This window comes from Hyphomonas atlantica corrig., assembly GCF_000682715.1.
In the GTDB taxonomy this organism is placed as follows: Bacteria; Pseudomonadota; Alphaproteobacteria; order Caulobacterales; family Hyphomonadaceae; genus Hyphomonas; species Hyphomonas atlantica.
In genome coordinates this window covers 98,602-114,823 of the sequence record NZ_AWFH01000023.1, presented here as the reverse complement: position 1 = coordinate 114,823, position 16,222 = coordinate 98,602, and the positions used below count along the sequence as shown (strand labels likewise).

15 protein-coding genes are annotated in these 16,222 nt (G+C 58.4%); 8 read left to right on the top strand and 7 right to left on the bottom strand.

What is annotated here, in order from left to right; genetic code table 11:
- Positions 1-54: 54 nt before the first annotated feature.
- Positions 55-1,176, bottom strand: coding sequence for an LPS export ABC transporter permease LptG (gene lptG / locus HY36_RS10510; protein ID WP_035552263.1), 1,122 nt, complete (start codon positions 1,174-1,176; stop codon positions 55-57).
- Positions 1,176-2,318, bottom strand: coding sequence for an LptF/LptG family permease (locus HY36_RS10505; protein WP_035552260.1), 1,143 nt, complete (start codon positions 2,316-2,318; stop codon positions 1,176-1,178). The genes lptG and HY36_RS10505 overlap by 1 nt, the downstream gene beginning before the upstream one ends.
- A 116-nt stretch (positions 2,319-2,434) precedes the next feature.
- On the opposite strand from HY36_RS10505, the gene HY36_RS10500 reads away from it, so the two are divergent.
- Both HY36_RS10500 and HY36_RS10495 read left to right on the top strand, forming a co-directional pair.
- Positions 2,435-3,901 carry a leucyl aminopeptidase gene (locus tag HY36_RS10500; protein ID WP_035552257.1) on the top strand — a complete coding sequence of 489 codons (1,467 nt, stop codon included), beginning with the start codon at positions 2,435-2,437 and terminating at the stop codon, positions 3,899-3,901.
- Between the two features lie 3 nt (positions 3,902-3,904).
- Positions 3,905-4,378, top strand: coding sequence for a DNA polymerase III subunit chi (locus tag HY36_RS10495; RefSeq protein ID WP_035552254.1), 474 nt, complete (start codon positions 3,905-3,907; stop codon positions 4,376-4,378).
- A gap of 3 nt (positions 4,379-4,381) precedes the next feature.
- Here HY36_RS10495 and HY36_RS10490 read toward each other — a convergent pair whose 3' ends face one another.
- Complete coding sequence (locus HY36_RS10490) at positions 4,382-4,717, bottom strand: zinc ribbon domain-containing protein YjdM (protein WP_035552251.1); 336 nt, start codon at positions 4,715-4,717, stop codon at positions 4,382-4,384.
- Positions 4,718-4,862: 145 nt separating this feature from the next.
- Here HY36_RS10490 and ndk point away from each other — a divergent pair, with 145 nt between their 5' ends.
- Complete coding sequence (gene ndk / locus HY36_RS10485; protein WP_027836247.1) at positions 4,863-5,285, top strand: nucleoside-diphosphate kinase; 423 nt, start codon at positions 4,863-4,865, stop codon at positions 5,283-5,285.
- Positions 5,286-5,416: 131 nt separating this feature from the next.
- Here ndk and HY36_RS10480 read toward each other — a convergent pair whose 3' ends face one another.
- The 3 genes from HY36_RS10480 to purM form a co-directional block, all read right to left on the bottom strand.
- The gene (locus HY36_RS10480; RefSeq protein WP_035552248.1) at positions 5,417-5,821 is read right to left on the bottom strand and encodes a hypothetical protein; all 405 of its coding nucleotides are present in this window, start codon (positions 5,819-5,821) and stop codon (positions 5,417-5,419) included.
- Between the two features lie 83 nt (positions 5,822-5,904).
- Entirely contained in the window at positions 5,905-6,495 is a 591-nt protein-coding gene (purN, locus tag HY36_RS10475) for a phosphoribosylglycinamide formyltransferase (RefSeq protein WP_035552245.1), read from the bottom strand.
- Positions 6,492-7,517 carry a phosphoribosylformylglycinamidine cyclo-ligase gene (gene purM, locus HY36_RS10470; protein WP_035552242.1) on the bottom strand — a complete coding sequence of 342 codons (1,026 nt, stop codon included), beginning with the start codon at positions 7,515-7,517 and terminating at the stop codon, positions 6,492-6,494. Before purM ends, purN begins: the two co-directional genes overlap by 4 nt.
- Positions 7,518-7,622: 105 nt before the next feature.
- Here purM and HY36_RS10465 point away from each other — a divergent pair, with 105 nt between their 5' ends.
- From HY36_RS10465 to HY36_RS10450, 4 genes are read left to right on the top strand one after another with little or no spacing between them, the layout of a single operon-like run.
- Positions 7,623-8,642 carry a hypothetical protein gene (locus tag HY36_RS10465; protein WP_035552240.1) on the top strand — a complete coding sequence of 340 codons (1,020 nt, stop codon included), beginning with the start codon at positions 7,623-7,625 and terminating at the stop codon, positions 8,640-8,642.
- Positions 8,639-9,370: a DnaA ATPase domain-containing protein gene (locus tag HY36_RS10460; RefSeq protein WP_035552238.1), complete on the top strand. Its 732-nt coding sequence runs from the start codon at positions 8,639-8,641 to the stop codon at positions 9,368-9,370. Before HY36_RS10465 ends, HY36_RS10460 begins: the two co-directional genes overlap by 4 nt.
- Positions 9,371-9,388: 18 nt before the next feature.
- On the top strand, positions 9,389-11,563 hold the full coding sequence (locus HY36_RS10455; protein ID WP_035552235.1) for an RNA degradosome polyphosphate kinase: 2,175 nt from the start codon (positions 9,389-9,391) through the stop codon (positions 11,561-11,563).
- Positions 11,560-13,041 (top strand): Ppx/GppA family phosphatase, encoded by a 1,482-nt coding sequence (locus HY36_RS10450; RefSeq protein ID WP_051602699.1) that lies wholly within the window; start codon positions 11,560-11,562, stop codon positions 13,039-13,041. Before HY36_RS10455 ends, HY36_RS10450 begins: the two co-directional genes overlap by 4 nt.
- 14 nt (positions 13,042-13,055) lie before the next feature.
- Here the strand turns inward: HY36_RS10450 and rnd are convergent, their stop codons facing one another.
- Positions 13,056-14,222, bottom strand: a complete 1,167-nt coding sequence (gene rnd / locus HY36_RS10445; protein ID WP_035552232.1) for a ribonuclease D — start codon at positions 14,220-14,222, stop codon at positions 13,056-13,058.
- A gap of 97 nt (positions 14,223-14,319) precedes the next feature.
- Here rnd and aspS point away from each other — a divergent pair, with 97 nt between their 5' ends.
- Entirely contained in the window at positions 14,320-16,152 is a 1,833-nt protein-coding gene (aspS, locus tag HY36_RS10440; RefSeq protein WP_035552229.1) for an aspartate--tRNA ligase, read from the top strand.
- The last annotated feature ends 70 nt before the right edge of the window (positions 16,153-16,222 follow it).

The window sequence follows — 16,222 nt, the reverse complement described above, 5'->3', positions numbered from 1 at the left end:
TAAGGCGGCGAGAGATGGGCTCGGGAGACAGGCCCTGTCAAGGCCGGGCTATGCTTAGCCGTCTTCCCGATAGGCTATGAAGGTGAGAGTACAAAACAGAACAAACAGCGGTGGGCTCCAAGCCGCGATGATTGGAGGTGCAGCACCTGTTGCACCAAGGCTGGAGGAGAATTGCGTGAAGAAATAGAGACCCACAGCCGCCAGTGAGCCGATGGCGAGAAGCTGTGAATTTCCGCCCATTCGCTGGAGGCGCAGGCATACCACAGCGCCGATCAGGGCCATCGACACGAACAAGGCCGGCAGCGCCATCAGGGCGTTCAGGCGCATTCTGTATCGCGAGGCATCCAAACCCGCAGCTTGGGTCTGGCGAACGAATTTCGGAAGTTGCCAGAAGCCGATCGTGTTTGGGGAGGCGAACTTGTCCAGCAAGGTCGTGGCGTCCAGCGTGGTAGGTATGGCGAGATTGTCCTTGAACTCAGGTGGCTGGTTCGGAACGTTCTCGATCACGCCTTCCAACTGCCAAAAGCCGTCTCTGAGCACCGCGCTGTCGGCATCAATGCGCCGGGCGAACGCATAATCATTGGTCGGGCGACCGTCGGCGTACAGGCGTTCTTCCTGAATCATTTTCACGTCCAGAAGATTTACGCCTCCTTGCGCAACGCGTTGGGCGTGGATGACAATCTGGTTGGTTTCATCTCCCTGCCGTAGCCAGATCCCGGTATCAGATACCGCAAGGGTCGGTCGGCCTTCGTTCAGAAGTCGGTCGCGAGTTTGCTCGAAGGATTCGGTAAGCTTCGCCGCGAAAGGGTTCAGCACCATCATGGTGAAAAGGCCGAGCGCGATGCCCAGGATCATGACGGGCGTCAGAAATCGCCAAGCTGATATTCCGCTGGCGCGAATGATGGACAGTTCAGAGCGCCGATTGAGGCGGGTAAAAGCCATCATGGAAGCGATCAGCAGGGCGAATGGCAGGGTCTGCTCCACAATCTGGGGCAGCTTCATCAAGGACAGGTTGAAGGCGCCGAGTATGCTCAACCGGACATCGCCACCAACCGTTCGCAGCTGCTCGACCACGTCGATCATGAGGATCGCAAGTAAAAGGATACCCAGAACGAGCGCGAGACCCATCAGGCATTCCTTGAGAATATATCTCTGGATCTTCGAAAACAGCGGCATCAGCTGGCAGCTCCCGTCGGATTGCGGAACAGTTCCAGCGGCGGGCGCTCAATCTTGCCGAGATGGCGACCTCTCGCGAAGTAGATGTAGCTGAGCAAGCCAATCACGCCGAGTGGGGCAAGCCATTGCAATGCATTCAGCGGCGGGTCATTGGCGGCGGCGGACTGCAGGACAAGCTGAACAATCAATACTCCGATCGCGCCTCCAGTCGCCCATCCAATACGCTTGCTGTATCCCTTGCGGCTGAAATCCCCGCCCAGCACAGCATATATGGCCAGCAGAGACATCACTATGTTCAAGAGTGGCGTTGTCAGACGACTATGGGCTTCAGCCAGGAGGGCGTCAGCTTCCTTGAGTTCAAAATAGTTCGTGCGGTCTACGAAAAACAGCTCGTGCAAATATTTGTCGGAGGCTTTCAGGACGAGGTCTGAATCCTCTTTCATGAATTCCGTCAAATCGAAGGGGTACTGTTCGAATTCAAGAATGGACAATTGATTGTTGGCGTCGAGTTGCTGGCTGATGGCATCCCTCAGCAGGAGGGTAGGGCTGCCTTCGTACTCGATCAGCGCGGCGCTTCGGGCGAGAATGTCTGTCGGGTTTTCCGGATCGGTCATGTCGGAAATCAGAACGCCGCGCAGTTCGCCGCCTGACTGCTCCCGCGCATAAAACGTGAGCCGTTCTCCATTGGAGGTGAATTGTCCGGGGCGGATCAGTGCAGCGGCCAGATCAGCACGCGCTTCAGCGACGGTTTCTCGCATGGCCCGCTGAGCCATCGGCTGGATCCAGAGGTTCACGGTGAGATGCGCGACAACGCAGAGTACAGCCAGTCGGAGTATGGGCGAGGCAACCTGCCAGCGCGTCATTCCTGCAGCCTGAGCGACGACAATCTCACTGTCCTTGTGGATCCGGTTCAGCGACCAGACGCTGGCCACGAACAGGGCCAGAGGCGTCAACAGGGCGATGATCTGTGGCGCGCCAAGCATGACAATATAGAAATATGTCAGAGCCGACTGCCGGTTTTCAAGGATCAGGTCAGTGCGGGAAAGCCCCTGAGCCAGCAAGGCGAGCATCGCCAGTCCGCCGATGATGATAACCACAGCTCGCAGCACTTCGAAAAAGAGGTATGTCTGGATCTTGGTCATAAGGCGAGCGGCGGGCTTTTCGCAGAATCCTTCAGAAAGGGGTGATATTTCCCTAGCTAACGAGTTGCGCAACGCGCGTCGACGTTTAGTTTCCGCTGCAAATGGAGAATCCTCACATGAAAATCACTTTTGCTGATAGCGCGAAGGCCAACATTGTTGCCTTTCTGGTAGATGAAGATGGCGACCTTTCCACCGCCGCCGCAGCTTTTGATGAAGCGGCAGACGGCCTATTGTCCGAAGCGGTGCAGGGTGGCCGTTTTACCGGTAAGAAAGACCAGCAGGCGCTTATCGTTTTGCCAAAAGGCAACGAATCCCGCCGGGCCGTACTGATCGGGGGTGGCAAGCCGGACAAGCGCGATGCCCGCGTTCTCGAGGGGCTCGGTGCAAACCTCTACAAAACCCACTCAGGCAGCGGTTTCAAATCTCTGGCCATTCATGCTGGTTCTGCCGAAGACGCCGCGCGAATGGCGCTGGGTGCCAAGCTCGCATCCTATCGGTTCGACACGTATTTCACGAAGCTGAAGGAAGAGCAGAAGCCGAGCCTCGACACCGTTACGTTTGTTGTTGACGATGTATCTGCGGCTGAAGCGGCGTTCCTGCCGCTTTCGGCAGGGGCAGATGGAACGTTCCTGGCCCGTGATCTGGTGAATATGCCACCAAATGACCTTTACCCGGCCAGCTTCGCAGAGAAATGCCGCGAACTCAGCCAGTACGGCGTCGAGGTCGAGGTTCTGGGCGAGGAGCAACTGGCCAAGCTTGGTATGAACTCCATGCTCGGCGTAGGTCAGGGCAGCGTGAAGGAAAGCCAGCTGGGCGTCATGAAGTGGATGGGCGGCGCCGAAGGGGATGATCCGGTCATCCTGATCGGCAAGGGTGTCTGCTTTGATACAGGCGGAATTTCGCTCAAGCCGGGCGCCGGAATGGAAGATATGCGCGGCGATATGGGCGGCGCAGCGGCAGTGACCGGAACGATCCGCGCGCTGGCCGAACGCAAAGCCAAGGTCAACGTCATTGGTCTTGTCGGCCTCGTCGAGAACATGCCGGACGGCAATGCGATCCGTCCAGGTGACATCCTGAAATCTGCGTCTGGTCAGACGATTGAAGTTCAGAATACAGATGCCGAAGGTCGGCTCGTCCTGTGTGACGTGCTCTGGTACGCGCAAGAGCATTTCAAACCGAAAGCGATGGTCGACCTCGCTACGCTGACCGGGGCGATTGTCATCTCGCTCGGCCATCATCATGCGGGCCTGTTCACCGAGAGCGACGACATCGCTGGGGAATTGACACAAGCTGGCCTGACGGAAGGCGAGCGCGTGTGGCGCCTGCCGCTCGGTCCTGAATACGATTCACTTCTCAAGTCGAAATTCGCCGACATGCGTAATATCGGTGGCCGTGCCGCTGGCTCGATTACCGCGGCACATTTCCTGAAGCGCTTCGTGAAGGACGGCGTGAAGTGGGCGCACATCGATATTGCCGGTGTGGCCTGGGTCGAAGGCGAAAAGGCTGCGCATGATGTTAGCTGGGCATCCGGCTTCGGTCCGCGTCTGCTGGACCGCTGGATCGCCGACAATTACGAGAACTAATTCATGTCAGAGGCGCCAAAGCCGGAATGGTGGTTCTACCATCTCTCCCGCACCACGCTGGAGCAGGCCGCGGCGCCGCTGATGCAGAAATGTCTGGATGTCGGCTGGCGTGTGCTGGCAGTCAGCCCGAGTGCGGATAGACTGGCTGCGCTGGATTCCATCCTGTGGACCTTTGATGAGAAAACCTTTCTTCCGCATGGGCAGGCCGAAGCGCCGGGGCTGGATCCAGCACGCCAGCCAATCCTTCTGACCAGCAAGTCGGACAATCAGAACCGGGCCGAGGCCCTGTTCCTCATGGATGGGACCAAGGCACCGGTCGATGCGCCTTACACCCGTTGTATGGTCATGTTTGATGATGGCGACACCGATACGCGCAATCTGGCGCGCCAGCAGTTCAAGGCCGCCAAGGATGCGGGGCTGGTGACGCGCTATTTTCAGCAGACGCCGGGTGGCGGCTGGAAAGAGGCAGGGAAGTAGGCCTCACGCCTTCTTCACGAATTCCGATTTCAGGCCCATCTGGCCGATGCCGTCGATCCGGCAGTCAATGTCGTGATCGCCGTCGACGAGGCGGATGTTCTTGACCTTGGTGCCGCGTTTCACGACCGAGGAGGATCCCTTGATCTTCAGATCCTTGATCACAACGACGGTATCGCCATCGGCGAGCGGGTTGCCGTTCGAATCGCGGATGATGCTTGCGTTTCCGTCTTCACTGGTTGTGGCGCTCCATTCGTGGCCGCACTCCGGACAGATCAACAGCGCCCCGTCTTCATAGGTGTATTCGGAGTTGCAGTTCGGGCAGGGCGGCAGTGCACTCATGGGTGATTCCTGAATTTCGTTTCGGCGAGCCTGTTAGGCTCACGCAGGCGTCTGTACAAGAGCCGCCATCCAAGCTTGCCCCGCGGGGCCAGCGCCGCTATAGGCCGCGCGAGAACCCCTTTTCCCTTACAAGCAGGATGTCATCATGGCTGTTCAGCGTACTTTTTCCATCATCAAACCAGACGCGACCGAGCGTAACCTGACCGGCGCCGTCAATGCCGTTATCGAGCAGGCCGGCCTGCGCATCATCGGCCAGCGCCGCATCCAGATGACCGAAGATCAGGCAAAGCGCTTCTACGCAGTTCACGCTGAGCGTCCTTTCTACGGCGAGCTGGTCGAGTTCATGACCTCCGGCCCGGTGGTTGTTCAGGTTCTGGAAGGCGAAAACGCTGTTGCCAAGTATCGCGAAGTGATGGGTGCAACGAACCCTGCTGAAGCCGCTGACGGCACGATCCGCAAGCTGTACGCAAAATCCATTGGCGAAAACTCCGTTCACGGTTCTGATTCTGAAGAGAATGCTGCGATCGAAATCGCGCAGTTCTTCTCTGAAGCCGACATTGCTGGCTAAGGCCTCTGCCTTCGGGCAGCTAAGATTTAGAGAGGCCGTGCCGGAAGGTGCGGCCTTTTTCTTTGCCGCAGCACGAGCGGCCGGACTGGCGTTGCCATCCGGGTGAATTTGACTGCATTTTCATGGGAAGGTCAGGTGTCCGGGAGGGGGAGCAGGGGAGAGTTGCCGTATTCCCGGTGAAAGTCATTTTCTTGTGCGCCACGTTCGGACGCGATGCCAAGAGATCCCAGCTTTTGCTGGCGAGTCGCATCGGGAATGAGGACCCTGACTTCACTATAGGCCGCCTCACGAAAATGGCGCGAGGGTTCGAAATCGAACCCCGAACGAGGCGGCGTTCGGCCCGACAGATCATCCGACAGCAGATTGACCACGATGCGCCCATCCCGCGTCACGCCCCAGAGCATTTTTGAGCCTGGGCGGCCGTTCGCTCGAAACCACGCCTTCAGGCGCAGTATGCGCCAGTAGATCAGAGGCCAGACTGGCCAAAGATAGAGCGGCAGGCCCGGCAGGGGCTGGAAGAGGGAGAAGGACGGCATCGTCCTTCCAGCCTATGGGAATGAGCTATCCGACGAATTCGGTTGGCATTGCCGCCGGGGCTGGGAGGGCGAAAGGGGCTGGGCTAGGCCCGCGCCTTTATGGATTCGCAGGCCTTCGCGAGCGCTTCGGGATACAGTGCATGTTCAACCGGAAGGATGCGGTTTGCCAGTGCGTCAGCTGTGTCGCCCGGCAGGATGGGGACAGACGCTTGCTGGATGATCTCTCCATCATCGACGCCCGGGCTGACCCAATGGACGGTACAGCCAGCCTCGGCATCGCCCGCATCTATCGCGCGTTGATGCGTGTCGAGACCTTTATATTTCGGCAGGAGGGAGGGGTGGATATTGATCATCCGACCTTCCCACGTGTTTACGAACCAGGGTGTCAGGACGCGCATGAAGCCGGCCAGCGCGATGATTTCTACGCCGGCCGTTTCAAGGTGTTCATTCATAGCCCGCTCGAACGCTTCGCGGTCCTTGCCGAAGGTTTTGTGATCAATCGCAGCGGTTGGGATTCCCTCGTCGGCGGCTGTTTCCAGCCCCTTCGCATCCGGCCTGTTCGACAGGACCAGGACTGGTTTGGCCGGAAAAGACGGATCGCGCGCGGCTTCCAGCAGGGCTTTCATGTTAGAGCCCCGGCCGGAAATCAGGATCGCGAGCTTCAGGCGCGTCATGCGGGGACGAGATCCCCGAGGATAACCGGCTGTTCACCCACCACGCGGAGCTGGTTCATGGCGATCTCTGCCATGTCCGGGGCGACCGCGAAGATCATGCCGATGCCCATATTGAAGGTACGGTGCATCTCGTCCAGCTCTACGCCGCCAGCTTCCTGAAGCCATTGGAAGACCGGGCTCGGCGCCCAGGCCGACCGGTCAATGCGGGGGGCGAGATGGTCCGGGCACATGCGCGGGGTGTTCTCGGTAATGCCGCCACCGGTGATATGAGCGAGGCCTTTGATCAAGTCGCCTTTTATGAGGGGCAGGGCGGCTTGTGAGTAAAGCCGCGTCGGTGTGAGCAGGGCTTCGCCAAGCGTCCCGTCGGAGAACGGAGAGGGGGATTCGTAAGACAAGCTTTCCCGCTCGACGATGCGACGGATCAGGGAATAGCCATTGGAATGCGGGCCGGATGAGGCGATGCCGATCAGCACATCGCCCTCGGCCATGTCGCTCATGCGGGGAAGAACCTTTGCCCGGTCCACAGCGCCGACCACAAAGCCTGCAAGATCATAGTGACCGGGCGGGTACATGCCCGGCATTTCGGCGGTCTCCCCGCCCACCAGCGCGCAGCCAGACTGGCGGCAGCCTTCGGCAATGCCGGAAATGACGGCTTCGGCGATGCCGGCTTCGAGCTTTCCGGTTGCAAAATAGTCCAAGAAAAACAGGGGCTCCGCGCCCTGGGCGAGCACATCGTTGGCGCACATGGCGACGAGGTCTATGCCGACCGTGTTGTGAATGCCGGTCTCAAAAGCCAGCATCAGTTTTGTGCCCACGCCATCGGTGCCGGAAACGAGGACCGGATCCTCATAGCCAGACGCTTTCAGGTCAAACAGCGCGCCGAAGCCGCCGAGGCCGCCCATCACGCCCGCACGGGCTGTGGCTTTTGCCAGCGGGCCTATGGCCTCGACCAGCCTTTCTCCTGCCTCAATGTCGACACCGGCATCACGGTAGGAAAGGGGAGTTTTGGATGTATCGCTCATGATGACTCGCGCGTTAGCATGGGGAAAACGTCTCTGCCAGTGCCGCTTGCGGTTTCGGCTGTCGCATTGGCTTGCTACAACAGGTTCAAACGGAGGCCGTCGACCATGATTCGTATCCTTTTCGCGTCCCTTTTTGCTCTCGTCGCGATGGGAGCAAGCGCCTTTGCGGATACGCGGGACGTATACACCGTCTCGAATATCGAAGTGGATGAGACGGCGGGTTCGCTCATCGAAGCACGTGAACTGGCCATGGCGTCAGCGCGGGTTCAGGGCGCCCGCGTGCTGATTGACCGGATTACGCTGGCAGAGGATCGGCTGCAATCGGGCGGCCTTGTTGTGGATGCAGCGCTGGCAGATCGCCTGTCGGCTGCCGTGGATGTCCAGGAAGAGACTGCGGGTGCCGGGCGCTATAAAGGCACACTGGCCGTCGTCTACAATCCGCGCATGGTACGGGCTCATCTTGATGGCCTGTCAGTGCCATATGTCGACACACAGGCGCCGAAGGGATTGCTGGTGCCGCTTGCTGGATCTGCTGGGCTGGATGCAGCGTGGCGCGAAGCGCTCGGTACCGGGCGCGACGAAACACTCTCCCCCTTCGTGACGGCCAACAGCCCCGGTTACAGCGCATACAGCGACTGGCTTGAACTTTCTCCGGAAGCGGGCGCTCTTGGCGCGCGTCGGGGTATTCTGGCAGAATTATCGGGTGTGGATGGGGCCTGGCAGGTGACCGTGTCCACAGTCACTGCGGCGGGAACGGAACGTGTCGGCACGACGCCCTATGCGTCGTCGCTGGAGGTTGCGGTTGACCGCATGGTGGCGCTGCTGGACGAGAACTGGAAGGAAGTTTCGGTTATCCGCTCAGGAGAGCGCACCCCAGCAACCGCGAGCGTTCGCTACACGTCGCTGGCAGAATGGAACACGCTGCGTGGCGCTTTGGCGCGTTCGCCATTGATCTCGGAATTCCGGATTGAGGCCATCGCGCGCGATGGTGCACTGGTTGCGTTTTCCTATGCGGGGGATCCGCCACGATTGCAGAACGATCTGCTACAGCGTGGGGTGTCCCTGTCCGAGAATGAAATGGGCTGGATCGTCCGATCGGCTGTGTCTCCATCGGGGGAACCGTGAGCGCGGATAATACCAAGGGGCCGTCCCGGCCAAGCCAGCTCAGCCTAGGCTTTCCTGCAAAAGAACCCACGCTTGATGCGCTGCTCGTCACAGAGGCGAATGAAAGCGCAATGGCTGTCCTGCGCACGCCGCAAGCTTGGCCATTTCCGGTCATTTGCCTGTTGGGGCCGCCGCGCAGTGGCTTGTCCGTTCTGGCCAAAGCCTGGTGTCGTGAGTTCGATGGCAGCTTCTATGCAGCAAAAGAGTTCTCGCGTTTGAAAACACCCGGCCTGTCAGCGTTGGCAACGACAGCCGCGGTCGTCGATGACGCCGATCTCGTAAAGAAAAGCGAAAACCTGCTCACATTGATCGATTCAGCCGCAGCGGGGGGCGGGCGCGTGTTGCTCACCTCAAAGCGGCATCCAAGTCAGTGGCAGACATCTTCCGCTGATCTGAAATCGCGTTTCATGGCTCTGCCGGTCGTCGAAATTCGGGAGCCGGATGAGGAAATGCTGAAAGCGCGCCTTGAATCTACGGCGGCGCGTTTTTTCCTGAAGCTGGAACCTGATCTCATTAAATATGTAGTTCCGAGATTGGAGCTATCTTATACGGCTATCGAAATATTTATTGAGAAATTAAGTGATAAGGTGACCGAAACCGGCCGGGCACCCAGTGTGCCTCTGGCGCGGGATGTCGTGGAGGAACTCGGATGGGCCAATCCGGATTCCGCGGCATTTGAGGACGACTAAACACGCGGAGCAGGCACGATGGCCGATGGACAAACTGGAACAGTAGAACAGCTGATGGCCTCGCCAGACCGCTTCCTGAATCGGGAATTGTCGTGGCTCGAGTTCAATCAGCGTGTCCTCGAGGAATCTTCGAATATGGACCATCCGCTGTTGGAGCGGCTGCGTTTCCTGTCGATTTCCGCCAGCAATCTCGATGAGTTCGAAATGGTTCGCTATGCGGGCCTGCGCGAGCAGGTGCGAGCAGGCATCGTGAAATCCAGCCAGGACGGCCTGACCCCGGCGGAGCAAGTGGAGAAGATTGAGGCGGCGTCCCTGAACCTGATCGCCGAGCAGCAGGAACGCTGGCGCAGCCTGAAACAGGAGCTTCACGCCGAAGGCATAGACGTGTTGGGCGTGAAGGACCTCAACAAGCGTGATCGCGGTGAGCTGGACAAGTATTTTCGGTCAAACATTTTCCCGGTGCTTACGCCTCTGGCGGTGGACCCGGCGCACCCATTTCCATTCATTCCCAATTTGGGATTTTCGGTCGCGATCAATCTGATTTCAAAAGACAGTGGCGATGATCATGTCGGCATCATCCCATTGCCGGCATTCGTACGCCGCTTCATTCGTTTGCCAAACGGCACCAAGGGCAATCTCCGGTTCATTGCCCTTGAAGACGTCATAGGCATGTTCATCGATGATTTGTTTCCTGGCTTTGAGGAAAAGGATCGCTGTCTATTCCGGGTGATTCGCGATAGCGATATCGAGATTGAGGAAGAAGCAGAAGATCTGATCCGCGAGTTCGAAGTTCTGCTGAAGCAACGCCGCCGAGGCCGGATCGTCCGTATCCGGATGCAGTCAAGCGCGCCCGAAGATCTACGCAAATTGATCACGCATGAAATTGGCGCAGAAGAAGACGACATCGTTCTGTATGACGGCATATTGGGAATGGCCCAATTGTCGGAACTCATTGTAAAGGATCGTCCGGACCTGCAATTCCCATCCTATGAAGCGCGCTATCCAGAACGCATTCGCGAAATGGGGGGCGATTGCTTTGCGGCTATTCGGGCCAAGGATATCTTGGTGCACCACCCTTTCGAAACGTTCGATGTTGTCGTTGAGTTCGTGCGTCAGGCGGCAGCCGATCCGCAAGTGGTGGCGATCAAACAGACCTTGTACCGCACGACAGCGAACTCGCAGATCGTCGCGGCGCTGGTCGAGGCGGCAGAGGCCGGAAAGAACGTCACGGCGTTGGTTGAGATCAAGGCCCGCTTTGATGAAGAAGCCAATTTGCGTCTGGCGCGCGATCTTGAACGGGCCGGCGTTCAGGTCGTCTATGGGTTTATCGAATACAAGACCCACGCCAAAGTGTCTCTGGTCGTGCGCCGGGAAGGCGACGAGTTGCGCACCTACACGCATTTCGGTACCGGAAATTATCATCCGATCAATGCCCGTATCTATACGGACTTATCCTTGTTCACCGCGGATGCGTCACTTGGGCGAGATGCAAATCGTCTGTTCAATTTCGTCACAGCGTACCGTGAGCCACCCAAAGTCGGACCAGTGATGGAAAAGCTGTCCATGTCGCCATTGGACATGAAGCAACAATTGATTGACATGATCGAAGCCGAAGCCGATGCGGCGCGCAAGGGAGCGCCGTGCGGCATCTGGGCCAAGATGAACTCACTGGTCGATGGCGAGGTTATTGATGCCCTTTATGAAGCGAGCCAGGCAGGCGTGCCGATCATCCTGGTTGTGAGAGGGATTTGCTGTTTACGGCCAGGTGTGCCGGGACTGTCAGACAATATCTCGGTAAAGAGCATTGTCGGGCGTTTTCTTGAGCACTCGCGGATCGTCTGTTTCGCGAACGGCCAGACACTTCCGTCGCCGAAGGCAAAGGTGTTCATTTCATCTGCCGACTGGATGCCGCGGAACCTGAACCGTCGGGTCGAGGCACTCGTGCCGGTTGAGAATCCGACTGTGCATCGTCAGGTGTTGAATCAGATCATGGTGGCAAACCTGAACGATGAACAGCAGACATGGATCATGAGAGAAGATGGCTCGTATGAGCGGATGGACGTGGCTGAGACTGCAAAACCTTTCTCTGCACATACCTATTTCATGGATAATCCGAGCCTTTCAGGGCGTGGCAGTTCCTTGGAAGTCAGTCTTCCCCCACGGCTGAAACCGCGAGAGGGTGTCTCGGGGTGACGCTACCAAAAACAGAGCGCGCAGCCATCATCGACATCGGGTCCAACTCGGTTCGTCTGGTGATCTACAATGTGCTCGGCGCGTCGATCCTGCCGACCTTCAATGAAAAGGTCATGGCCGGATTGGGTGCAGGGCTGATGACGACCGGGCAGTTGTCGCCTTCGGGCGTTGAGGCTGCGCTAAAGGCGCTCGGTCGGTATCGAGCGATCCTGAAGGCGTTGAATCTGAAGAGTTTTACGGCCGTTGCAACCGCGGCGGTCCGATCAGCGGACAATGGTGCCGAATTCATTAGCCAGGCATCAAATGCGCTGGGGCGGAAAATCCTGGTCCTCTCAGGCGAGGATGAGGCCCGGTTGTCGGCAGTGGGGGTCGAGGCAAGCTTTCATGAGCCACATGGGATGATCGGAGATCTTGGTGGCTCCAGTCTCGAGTTCAAGCAGATCGGACCGAAAGCAGGTGGCGGTGAAAGCCTGATGCTCGGACCGTTGTCGCTGGTGAATGGCGACATTGACCTCAAATCCCTACGCAAGACGATCCGGACAGAACTGAAGACATCTGCTGTCCTTGCCAAGGCTGAAGGGCGTTTTTATGCGGTGGGCGGAGCATGGCGGACGCTTGCCAAGTTGAACATGCATCTGGAGGGGTATTCGCTGCAGGTTTTGCAGGGTTATCAGATGACCAAGGCGCAGATTGACCGTGCAGCTAAGGTCTGTTTCGACAGCCTGACCAATTCAACAGCGCGCCTTACCCTCGAAGCCGTTGACAAGAAGCGAGCCCGCCATCTGCCAATTGCTGCCATTCTCGCGCAAGAAGTCCTGGAGATGAGCGAACTGGATGGTATGACAATATCATCCAGCGGTCTGCGCGAGGGTGTGCTGCGCAATGAGTTGGGGGCGTCAGACAATGATCCCTTGCTGGATGGTGCGATCGCCTTCGCACGACTCGATCGCAACCAGATTCTCTTCGGCGAAGCACTGCACGACTTCATTGCGCCGGCGCTTGCGCCTGAACCGGACCTGTTCGGTTCTCCGGCCGCCGACCAGCGGATTGAGCGGGCGGCCTGCATGATGTCTGACAGTGCAGGCAGGTTCCATCCGGACCACCGGGCCATAATGGCCTATGATCAGGCCTTGCGCGCGCCATACACGGCTGTGGCGCATCGCGAGCGGGCATTGATCGCATATGCCGTCGGGTGCCGCTACCAGAAAGACTTCAAGCGGCCGGACGAGTATACGACACTGACCACACCGGAGCAGGATGAGCGTGCCCGTCAAATCGGCAGTGCGATGCGGCTCGGTGCTGTATTCTCTGGCCGGTCAGGCCCGATCCTGAAGCGGGCACAGCTCGTTCGCACAGCAGAGACATTGCAATTGAGGGTGTCCAGATCGGATTCGGCTATGGTGTCGGATACGGTCGAGCGACGCCTCTCCCAGACTGCGAGCCAAGTGAGGCTGAAATCTGAAGTCGTGATCCGCTAATTGTCGCCGCTGTATCAGACGTCGAACAAGCGGACCTGACCTCCTTCGAATGACACGGCAAGTTTGCCGTTCAGCAATGCCTGAGCCTTGCGACCGAACATGTCGTAGCGCCACCCGGTCATGGCGGCGATCTCATCGCCGGTTTCGCCGCGTGCGATCCGGTCAATGTCGGCCGCATTCGCGATCAGGCGGGGGACCACGTCATTTTCTTCGCTGACATGCTTGAGTAGTACTTTCAGCAATTCCGGTGCGCCCGCTGGGATTTGCGCGTTTTGAACGCGCGGGCCGAGTTCCGGAGCATACTTCTCTGGATTATCAATCGCGTCCGCGACGGCTTCAGCGAGGCCCTGACCATACTTTGATCGGATAAAGCCGTTCGGCACGGCGCGCAGCTGACCGAAATCCTGCTCTGAGCGCGGTTTCTGGCTCGCAATCTCCTGGATTGCATCGTCTTTCAGAATGCGGCGACGTGGTTTGTCGAGCTCCTGGGCCAGCGTTTCGCGCCATGCGGCAACAGCAACCACAATGGCAGCATAGTCTTTCTTCGGCTTGCGCAGTTTAAGTCGCTGCCAGGCATTGGCGGGGTCCGTGTCATATTTCGCCGGGTCTTCCAAGTCGGCCATTTCCTCGCGGACCCAACAGAGACGGCCAAGGTTTTCCAACTCGTCCCGCATCTTGAGGTAGGCGTCTCTCAAATGCGTGACATCGCCGAGCGCGTAGACCAATTGTTTCTGGCTGAGCGGGCGGCGGGTCCAGTCGGTGAACTGGCTCGATTTGTCGATCTGGCGCTTCAGCACGCGCTGCACCAGATTGTCATAAGAGATCGAATCACCGAGGCCGAGAGCCATCGCTGCGACCTGCGTATCGAAGATCGGGCCGGGCGGATGTCCAATCAGGCGATTGAAGATTTCGAGGTCCTGACGGGCCGCGTGGAATACTTTCACGCGATTGTCTGCGGCGATCAGGTCGAGGAACGGGCCGATGTCCAGATCCTCTGCCAGCGGGTCGATCAGGCCTTCCACGCCGGGCGCAGAGGCCTGGACGAGGCAGAGCTCCGGCCAATAGGTCGTTTCCCGATGAAACTCGGTATCGACGCAGATAAAGTCGGATTCAGCGAGCTTTCCGCACAGGTCTTCCAGTGCCGACTGCTCAGTAATGGGAGTCAGGGTGTTGTCAGTCATCGCGCGCTTGCGTATCGCATCGCCTTGACAATTGCGAGAGGTTCCGTGCCTTTCGCGCTTTATTTCTGTTGGACCGTATTTCCGGAGAGAGTTTCCGATGCACGCCTATCGCACCCACACCTGCGGGGAACTTCGCAAATCCCATGTCGGTGAAACCGTAAAACTGTCAGGCTGGCTGCACCGCCGCCGCGATCATGGCGGGGTGATGTTCATCGACCTGCGGGATCATTACGGCCTGACCCAAGTCGTGTTCAATCCCGGCTCCCCCGGATTTGGCACGGTCGAGCGCCTTCGCGCAGAAAGCGTAATCACGCTGGAAGGCAAGGTCGTCGCGCGCGATGAGAGCCTCGTGAACCCGAACCTGGCCACAGGCGAGATCGAAGTCGTGGCTGGCGAAGTCAGCGTTCAGTCAGAGGCGGCTGAGCTGCCGCTGCCAGTGTTTGGCGAGCCGGAATATCCGGAAGATATTCGCCTGAAGCACCGTTATCTGGATCTTCGCCGGGAAACACTCCACAAGAATATGGTGCTGCGTAGCCAGGTGATCGCCAGCTTGCGCCGCCGTATGATCGAACAGGGCTTCACCGAGTACCAGACCCCGATTTTGACCGCCTCCAGCCCGGAAGGCGCTCGTGACTTCCTGGTGCCGAGCCGCCTGCATCCAGGTGAGTTCTACGCGCTGCCGCAAGCGCCACAGCAGTTCAAGCAGTTGCTGATGGTGTCCGGCTTTGACCGCTACTTCCAGATTGCGCCATGTTTCCGTGACGAGGATGCCCGCGCAGACCGGTCGCCGGGTGAGTTCTACCAGCTTGATATTGAAATGAGCTTCGTGACCCAGGAAGACGTGTTCAGCGCCATTGAACCTGTCATGGCGGGCGTGTTCAGCGAGTTTGCGGATTGGGAAGGCAAGGGCCGCACCGTGCCGGAAGGCGCGTTTCCGCGCATTCCATATGCCGAAGCAATGGCGAAGTATGGCTCCGACAAGCCGGATCTGCGCAACCCGATCGAACTGGCTGATGTATCCGAATTTTTCGAAGACGACAGCAAGACCGGATTTGGCATCTTCGCCAAGATCATCGCTGGCGGTGGCCGCGTTATTGCCATTCCGGCTCCGAAAGCAGCAGCCGAAAAGTCGCGTAAATTCTTCGATGAGCTCGACAAATGGGCGAAGAAGGAAATGCAGGCACCAGGCCTCGGTTATGCGCGCCTCAAGGAAGCTGATGGCGGCGGGGTCGATAGCCAGGATCCGGTCCTGAAGAATTTCGAACCTGCGCTTCTGGCAACTCTGCTTGAGAAGCTTGGTCTCTCTGCAGGCGACGGCATCTTCTTCTCAGCTGGGAAGAAGGGCGAGGCTTACAAGCTCGCCGGCGCCGCGCGCACGAAGGTTGGTGAGGAACTTGGCTTGATCGAAGAGGGGGTATTCCGCCTCTGCTGGATCGTTGACTTCCCGATGTACGAATATGACGAAGACAACAAGAAAGTCGATTTCAGCCACAACCCGTTCTCAATGCCTCAAGGTGGGATGGACGCCTTGTTGGAAGCCGATACGGAAGAAAAGCAGCTCGACCTGAAGGCTTATCAGTACGACATCGTGTGTAACGGCGTGGAGCTATCATCCGGTGCGATCCGGAACCATAGTCCGGAACTGATGCTGAAGGCATTTGAGCTGGCTGGGTATGGTCCGGATGTCGTCGAGGCAGAGTTTGGCGGCATGCTCAACGCGTTCCGTTATGGCGCGCCTCCACACGGTGGAATCGCACCGGGCGTGGACAGAATCGTGATGCTGCTCGCCGATGCCGAGAATATCCGCGACGTTACGCTGTTCCCGATGAACCAGCAGGCGCGCGACCTGATGATGCAGGCACCGAGCCCAGTTGACGACAAACAGCTCAAAGAACTGAACATCCGGCTGGCGCCGCAGGTCAAATCCTGACGCACTAAAGGATATTAGCGAAAGAAAAGGCGGAGGGCCCAGCTCTCCGCCTTTTTCGTTTTGGGCTATT

What these genes read in the sequence shown, in the direction of transcription:
- HY36_RS10465 (WP_035552240.1), top strand. Translation starts at nt 7,623, where the DNA reads ATGATTCGTATCCTTTTCGCGTCCCTTTTTGCTCTCGTCGCGATGGGA.
- HY36_RS10490 (WP_035552251.1), bottom strand. Translation starts at nt 4,717, where the DNA reads ATGAGTGCACTGCCGCCCTGCCCGAACTGCAACTCCGAATACACCTAT.
- purN (WP_035552245.1), bottom strand. Translation starts at nt 6,495, where the DNA reads ATGACGCGCCTGAAGCTCGCGATCCTGATTTCCGGCCGGGGCTCTAAC.
- HY36_RS10480 (WP_035552248.1), bottom strand. Translation starts at nt 5,821, where the DNA reads ATGCCGTCCTTCTCCCTCTTCCAGCCCCTGCCGGGCCTGCCGCTCTAT.
- rnd (WP_035552232.1), bottom strand. Translation starts at nt 14,222, where the DNA reads ATGACTGACAACACCCTGACTCCCATTACTGAGCAGTCGGCACTGGAA.
- HY36_RS10505 (WP_035552260.1), bottom strand. Translation starts at nt 2,318, where the DNA reads ATGACCAAGATCCAGACATACCTCTTTTTCGAAGTGCTGCGAGCTGTG.
- aspS (WP_035552229.1), top strand. Translation starts at nt 14,320, where the DNA reads ATGCACGCCTATCGCACCCACACCTGCGGGGAACTTCGCAAATCCCAT.
- ndk (WP_027836247.1), top strand. Translation starts at nt 4,863, where the DNA reads ATGGCTGTTCAGCGTACTTTTTCCATCATCAAACCAGACGCGACCGAG.
- HY36_RS10455 (WP_035552235.1), top strand. Translation starts at nt 9,389, where the DNA reads ATGGCCGATGGACAAACTGGAACAGTAGAACAGCTGATGGCCTCGCCA.
- purM (WP_035552242.1), bottom strand. Translation starts at nt 7,517, where the DNA reads ATGAGCGATACATCCAAAACTCCCCTTTCCTACCGTGATGCCGGTGTC.
- lptG (WP_035552263.1), bottom strand. Translation starts at nt 1,176, where the DNA reads ATGCCGCTGTTTTCGAAGATCCAGAGATATATTCTCAAGGAATGCCTG.
- HY36_RS10500 (WP_035552257.1), top strand. Translation starts at nt 2,435, where the DNA reads ATGAAAATCACTTTTGCTGATAGCGCGAAGGCCAACATTGTTGCCTTT.
- HY36_RS10495 (WP_035552254.1), top strand. Translation starts at nt 3,905, where the DNA reads ATGTCAGAGGCGCCAAAGCCGGAATGGTGGTTCTACCATCTCTCCCGC.